This window comes from Stieleria sp. (assembly GCF_041595215.1).
Taxonomy (GTDB): domain Bacteria; phylum Planctomycetota; class Planctomycetia; order Pirellulales; family Pirellulaceae; genus Stieleria; species Stieleria magnilauensis.
In genome coordinates, this window is record NZ_JBFHKV010000413.1 from 1 (window position 1) to 6,680 (window position 6,680).

At 59.4% G+C, this 6,680-nt stretch carries 4 protein-coding genes; 2 read left to right on the top strand and 2 right to left on the bottom strand.

The window, feature by feature from the left end; translation table 11 throughout:
- Window positions 1–3,084, bottom strand: a 3,084-nt coding sequence (locus tag ABX749_RS16600) for a DUF1549 domain-containing protein (RefSeq protein ID WP_372896953.1), incomplete at its 3' end; no start/stop codon positions are given.
- 431 nt (window positions 3,085–3,515) lie between these two features.
- Between ABX749_RS16600 and ABX749_RS16605 the strand changes: the two genes are divergently transcribed.
- Both ABX749_RS16605 and ABX749_RS16610 read left to right on the top strand, forming a co-directional pair.
- Entirely contained in the window at window positions 3,516–4,622 is a 1,107-nt protein-coding gene (locus ABX749_RS16605) for a hypothetical protein (RefSeq protein ID WP_372896954.1), read from the top strand.
- A 480-nt stretch (window positions 4,623–5,102) separates the two neighbouring features.
- Entirely contained in the window at window positions 5,103–5,480 is a 378-nt protein-coding gene (locus tag ABX749_RS16610; RefSeq protein ID WP_095736400.1) for an STAS/SEC14 domain-containing protein, read from the top strand.
- A 75-nt stretch (window positions 5,481–5,555) separates the two neighbouring features.
- On the opposite strand, the gene ABX749_RS16615 is transcribed toward ABX749_RS16610, so the two are convergent.
- On the bottom strand, window positions 5,556–6,680 hold a 1,125-nt coding region (locus tag ABX749_RS16615), incomplete at its 5' end, for a proton-conducting transporter membrane subunit (RefSeq protein ID WP_372896955.1).

A 6,680-nucleotide genomic window follows, 5' to 3' on the forward strand; every position in this document is an offset into this window, starting at 1 on the left:
AATCCGGCGGACCGTGCAGACCTCTCGGTTGGGTGCATCGAACTGGGCCATCGACGGATAGGGGCTGCTGCGGCGCCACGTCGTGTACAACCCGCGTCGGTAGCGGTCTTCCCCCTTGCTCGTCTGCCAATCGGTGGCCGAGCCGAACGCGGCTTTCAATCCCAGCTCGGGTTGCGGCGGATTGACCGGCGGCCCGAATCGTTTGTCGCTCAACAGCCCGCTGACGAACAATGCCTGGTCGCGGACCATCTCCGCCGAGACGCGGAATCTCGGTCCCCGTGCAAGCAGCCGGTTGGCCGGATCGGCGGCGATCAATTCCGGCGTTGTCACGCTGCTTTGCCGATAGGTTGCGGACATCACCATCGACTTGATCAAGCGTTTGATGTCCCATCCGCTGTCACGAAACTCGACCGCCATCCAATCCAACAGACGCGGATGGGAGGGCAATTCACCTTGCGATCCAAACTCTTCGCTCGTTTCGACAAGACCAACGCCGAACAACTGTTCCCAATGTCGATTGACGATCACCCGCGGGGTCAACGGGTTTGCCGGATCGACCAACCAGTGCGCCAAATCCAGGCGGCTGGGGTTGTCGGCATGGGCGATCGGGTGGAATGCTCCCGGCGTGCCCTCATGGACCACGTTGCCGGTGCTTTGGTAGTTGCCCCGCAGCTGCACCTTGGTGACGCGACGCTTGTCGGTGGGCAGCTCCTTCATCACCGGAACGCTGGTCATCGGCTTCATCTGGGCTAGTTCGTCGCGCGCCGCCTGCAACTCGTCTCGCCACGGTTGGAGCGCCGGTGCAATGTCACGGAAATACGCTTCAACTTGCGATGCCTCGTTTTCGTTCCAGCGATCTTTGCGTTTGGCGACGATGCGACGAATCGGGTCCGGCAACGTCGCCCAGCGGGTCAGGTTCACGTCCGAACTGATGGACAAGCGAAAGTGATCGATCAAATGACGCGGGTGTTCCGATTCTTGTGCGATCGATACCGTCAGCACGCCCTCGGCCGCCGGGGTCGGTGCATCGAGCGCCACGGTCAGTTGATGGGGGCGTCCGACCTGAGGCGCGATGGCCCAACCCGACTTGGGACTGTCAGGCGTTTGCAGGACGGCCGTTGCGGGAAATCCACTTTGTTCGTGATCGGCCGATGCATGACTGAACGAGACCGTTCGAACCCCGGATGGGGACAGAGCATGTTTGGCTTTGGCCGGGGTCTCGGGTTGGCTCGTCCAGACGACGTCTCGTTCGTTGCCCAACAGCGTCACCGTGAATCCGTTCAACCGTTCGATGATTCCCGCGCCTCCGTCGGTGCGATTCCACAGAACCAGGTTGTCGATCGGCATCGCTTCGCCTAAATCGATTTCAACCCAGGGGTCCTTTTCACCGTTGGTGTGTTGGACCGAACCCTTGTTGTAGTCGCTTGCCGTGTTGCCGTCGTTGACTCGCGTGGCGTCGGCATCGGCGTAGGTAGAACTCTGAGTCGCCTTGCCGCGCGGCGCGACATTTTCGCCTTCGCTGAACACTTCGATCTCCGCGAGATGCAAAAACCGTGATTTCCCAGGCAAATCGACTCGCACGAATCGGGCTTGCACCGGAGCAAGTGGCTGGGGCGTCCAGGTCGCGCGAAGCTGGGTGATCACGAAGTTACGTTTCTGCGACGGTGACGTTTCCAGGCGAAGGCCCGTGATGGGTTCGTCCGAGGTGGGAATCTGGATCTGATACGTGTCCGTTTCCAGCTCGTCTTCGGCAGCCTGGATCCATCCGTCGTCGGTCATTTCCAACTGGCGTTTGGACTCGATCGAGGCGACATCGGCGATTCGCCACTCGGGCGGCGAAGAGAACTGGGCCAACCACTGTTCACGTTCCTGGTCGACTCGATCCGAGGGGGCGGCCAGTTTGGCCTGGAGTGATTCGATGCGTGCGGACAATTCGACTTTGCGGCGTTCTTGATCGTCACTCCAGACTTCCAGCAGCGGGCTTTCGTCACGTTTGTCAGCATCTTCGGTGCTGTTGAAGAAAGCGAAGAATTGGAAGTATTCGTCTTGGGTGATCGGATCGTACTTGTGGGTGTGGCATTGGGCGCAGGCCATGGTCGTTCCCATCCAAACCGCCATCGTCGTGTTGACCCGGTCGACGACCGCGACATTGCGAAATTCTTCGTCATTGGTGCCGCCTTCGTTGTTGGTCAACGTGTTTCGATGAAAGGCCGTGGCGATCAATTGCTCGTCGGTGGGATTGGGCAGCAAGTCACCGGCAATCTGCTCGATCGTGAATTGATCAAACGGCATGTTGTCGTTGATCGCTTGGATCACGTAATCGCGGTAGGCCCAGATCGTGCGTGGCGGGTCATCGGCGTAGCCTGCCGAGTCGGCGTAGCGGGCCAGGTCCAGCCAGACCCAGGCCCACCGCTCTCCGAATGTCGGACTGGCGAGCAACGAATCCACGTAGATCTCGTACGCATCGGCGCGATCGTCCTCGGCAAACGCTCGGGCTTGTTCCCAGTTCGGCGGCAAGCCCGTCAGGTCGATTGCCACGCGTCGGGCCAGCGTCAAACGGTCGGCTTGGGGCGAGGGATGCAAGCCTTCGGCATCCATCCGTGCCAGCGTGAAGTGATCGATCGGACCGGTCGGCCAGGCCGGGTCGGACACTTTCGGAAGCGGCGGTCGACGAGGAACTTCGTAAGACCAGTGTCGGGCGTAGCGTCCGCCCTGTTCGATCCACGTTCGCAGCAAAGCGACTTCGGCCTGCGTCAGCGGATCGCCTTTTCCCGACGGCGGCATCACCACGTCTTCGTCGTCGCTGGTCACCCGGGAGATCAGTTCGCTGGCTTCGGGGTCACCGGGCACCACGGCCGCGTATCCGCCCAGGTCCTCATGCGCCCCTTCGGCGGTATCCAACCGCAATCCCGCCGCCCGCTCCGCTTCGTCGGGGCCATGGCACGTGACACAGCGATTGAACAGCAGCGGCCGAATATCACGATTAAAATCAACCGCGGAGTCCCCCGCCGGTGCGAAGACCGGTGCGATGGATAAAACCAAGGCATAAAGCAGAGAAACCGAAAAAACGCGTGTCAGTCGCATAGGTGGGAACGTTCAACGTTTGGAGGGGCAAGGGGCGCCATTAGTATACCCGAAACACAAGTCGACTCCCGAATCCCCGCCCGCACAAATCCCCGCCCACCGGCATCCCACCACTCCGCAGACCGCCGTCCCCCGAATCCCCCCATCGACCTCAACCACCCGGGGACACGGCACCAATTCACCCGGGGACACGGCATTAACTCACGGGGACACGGCACGCTGATCTAATCCAGTGCTATCAAACTTAAAAGATTGTGTCTGATCTGAGCTGGATTTTGGAGCAGCGAAGGTTGACTGATGGATCGGTTTGCGTTGCAATGAAAGCTCGTGGGAGTCGCACGGAGCGACTCGTTTTTGGGCTACGCAATTTGAAGAAGATTCACTTCAAACCGTAGCAACGTCTAGAAACGAGTCTCTTTGATGAGGATGCGATGTCACGTTCCAACCGCGGCGACAAGATTGACCCTCGCGAGGTCCAAATCGTTCATGCCATCAGTCGCACCACGCGGGCTTGCCGGTTGTTTGGCGACGATCCGCTGTCCGGCAAGAACTGCGACCATCGCAAGGGCTGGATTGAAGGGTTGATCGAGCATTTCGCAGGCCAGTTTGCCATCGACGTTCTGGCGTATTCGGTCCTCTCCAGCCATCACCATCAGATGCTACGTTCGCGCCCCGACATCGTCCAAACTTGGGACGACACCGAAGTGGCACGACGCTGGCTGATGATTTGCCCCAAACGCAAAGACGACCACGGCAACCCATTGCCGCCGTCAGAGTCCGAGCTCAACACCATTCGGAACTGCCCGATCAGGCTCAAGCAGATACGTCTTCGGCTCAGCGACGTTTCCTGGTGGATGCGTCTAATGAACCAACGCGTTGCCCAGCGAGCCAATCGGGAAGATGACTCCAGCGGCCGATTCTTCGAAGACCGCTTCAAGGGGATTCCGGTGATTGATGATGAATCCGTGTTGGCTTGTGCCGTCTACGTGGATTTGAATTGGATTCGAGCTTGCATGGCCGAAACATTGGAGTTGAGCAATCACACGTCGGCTCAGCGCCGTATCGAAGCGATCACGGCGGAAACGCAAGCCCCGGCGTCGGACCCTGCATCGGCCCCCACCAGTGCGTCGGAGCCCGCGGACAGGTGTGTCCGGCCGCTTGCGGATTCGTTTCTAGCGCCGGTTGATCTGAATGAAGCGACGGAGTTGCCCGGCCCCCAACCGAGCCAATGCGATGCACGCTGTAGCGACAAGGGGTTCCTACCAATCAGTGCGGCGGAGTACCTTGAGCTACTTGACTGGTCGGCTCGCCAATCGTCGGTTGGTAAACCCGGACGTACCCCTGACACTCTCCCGCCGATATTGATTCGGCTCGGTTTATCGCCGACAGTCTGGCTGGAGCTTGTGGCCAATTTTGATGATCTGTTCACCACAATGGCTGGATTACCGGAACACATCGATCAGCGACGTGGCAAACAAACCGGTCGCCGGTTTCACGTCCAGAAGCGGACGCGTGAGCTGTTCGCCCAAGCGGCCTAGATTGAACAATCTCCATCGATCTGGTTGGATCTTGCAACAAAGGCTTCGCAAGATCGCAGCATGCTCGCTGCGTTTCCGATTGGCTCTCTGTGTGCGGAGTCGCTGACGTCTGCAGGGCGACGTCGCCCTGGTGATTGAGTCGGGTCGAAAAACAAGGTTTGAACCGCAGGCCGAAGCATTTGCAGCAACAACCGAAATCTCTAGGCTGAAGAAGCTGTGCCGTGTCCCCGATCGTTGTTCTGTTGGGTTGATTTGATGCGGTGTCCCCAGGTGCTGTTTGGCTGGTGCCCTGTCCCCGGATGTTTGGCTGGTGCCCTGTCCCCGGGTGTTATTGCTTTGGGCTGGTGCCGTGTCCCCGGGGTGCCGTGTCCCCGGGGTGTTGGGTGGGCGGGCATCTTTTGCTTTCCCGGCCGGTAGACGTTAGACTCGGGCGGTTTAGACCTGCGATTTCCTTTTTCTTTTCAACGGAAGGGCCAATTGATGGGCGTTCGATTCAGTGAAGTCGACTTGGCGACTCGAAACGATAGCAACGTGATTCACTTGCATGTCAGCGGCACGATGAACCACGAAGATTACGAAATCTTCGGCCCCGACATCGAGCAGGTCATTCAGAAACATGGCAAGATTCGCGTGCTGCTGGAATTGGATGACTTCCACGGCTGGACAGCCCGAGCACTGTGGGATGACATCAAGTTCGACATCCAGCACTTTCGCGACATCGAGCGAATCGCCATGGTCGGTGACAGCACCTGGGAAAAGTGGATGGCCATTTTCTGCAAACCCTTCACCGCCGCCACGATCAAGTACTTTGACGCCAGCGACATCGACGCCGCTTGGGATTGGATCTCCGAGAAATAATACGAACGATTGTCGCTTAACGGAAAACGCACCTGATTGGGTCCGCTCGCGGTGCAATCGGCGCGGTCGCCGGGATCATGGCAACACGCTGCCGGGGGTGACAGCAACTGCCGCGCGGTTGCTTGTTTTCTGTTGCGAGCTTTCTCGTGATTCCGTTGTCGCGTCAGCTGTCGTGAGACGCAGTCGCGTCAGTTCTTTGGCGGCGTGGTATCGTGACGCAACGCCGGGCTGCGGTACCAGACCGCCGCCGAGAATCAGCACCGTCAATAGCAGCACCGCGATCCGTTCCGCGGGACGAGCGTGCATCGGAACCTGTGTCCGAGTCGCGTGACCGGTGAAGATGCGAAAGTACGCCGAGAGCACGGTGATCCCGCACAGAGCCGCCGCGATCACCACCATCGTACCGACCAGCGGGTAGATATCCACCGCACCTTCGATCAGCAATTCCATGCCGACGAAGCCGACCGTCGCGGGAAAGCCGATCGCAGCCAGCCCGGTCAGCAGAAAAAAACCCGCCAGCATCGGCATCTGGTGATACAAGCCGTGGTAATCAGCCAACGCGACCCGCGAGATCCGCGCTTCGATACAGCGGAGCGTGATCCCGAACCCGGTCAGCGACAGTCCCACGGACAACCACAGGCACAATGCACCGGTCAGTCCGATCGGCGTGACCAGTTCCAGTCCGGCCAGCACCAGCGAAGATTGGCTGAGAAACAAAAAGCAAAACATCCGCCGGGCTTCTCGTTGAATCAAGGCCATCGATCCCGCATAGACGGCCGTCACCAACGACAGCACGGCAATACTTTGCAGCGCCCACGACGGAGCGATCGGCAACACCAACCGCATCACGGCATAGGCCCCGACCAGCGGCGTGGAAAACAGAATCGCGGTTCCGAAGGTCGCCTTTTCAAACAGATCCGTCATCCACAGATGAAACGGGAACACGCCGCTGCGAAACAACGCCGCCGCGGTCAACAATGCCCCCGGGATCAGCACCGCCGTGCTGTTCATCTCGGTCATGCTGAGCCAGCCATAGCCGACCAACAGCAGCGCCGCAAAAACGGCCATGTGCAACACATAAAGACGCGTGCATCGCTGCCGGTTCCGCAGTTCCAAATACGGTGGAATCGTCGCCGCGATCAGCAACACGATCAGCGTCCAAGAGCTGCGACAGCTGAACGTTGCCAACACAAGCGTCTC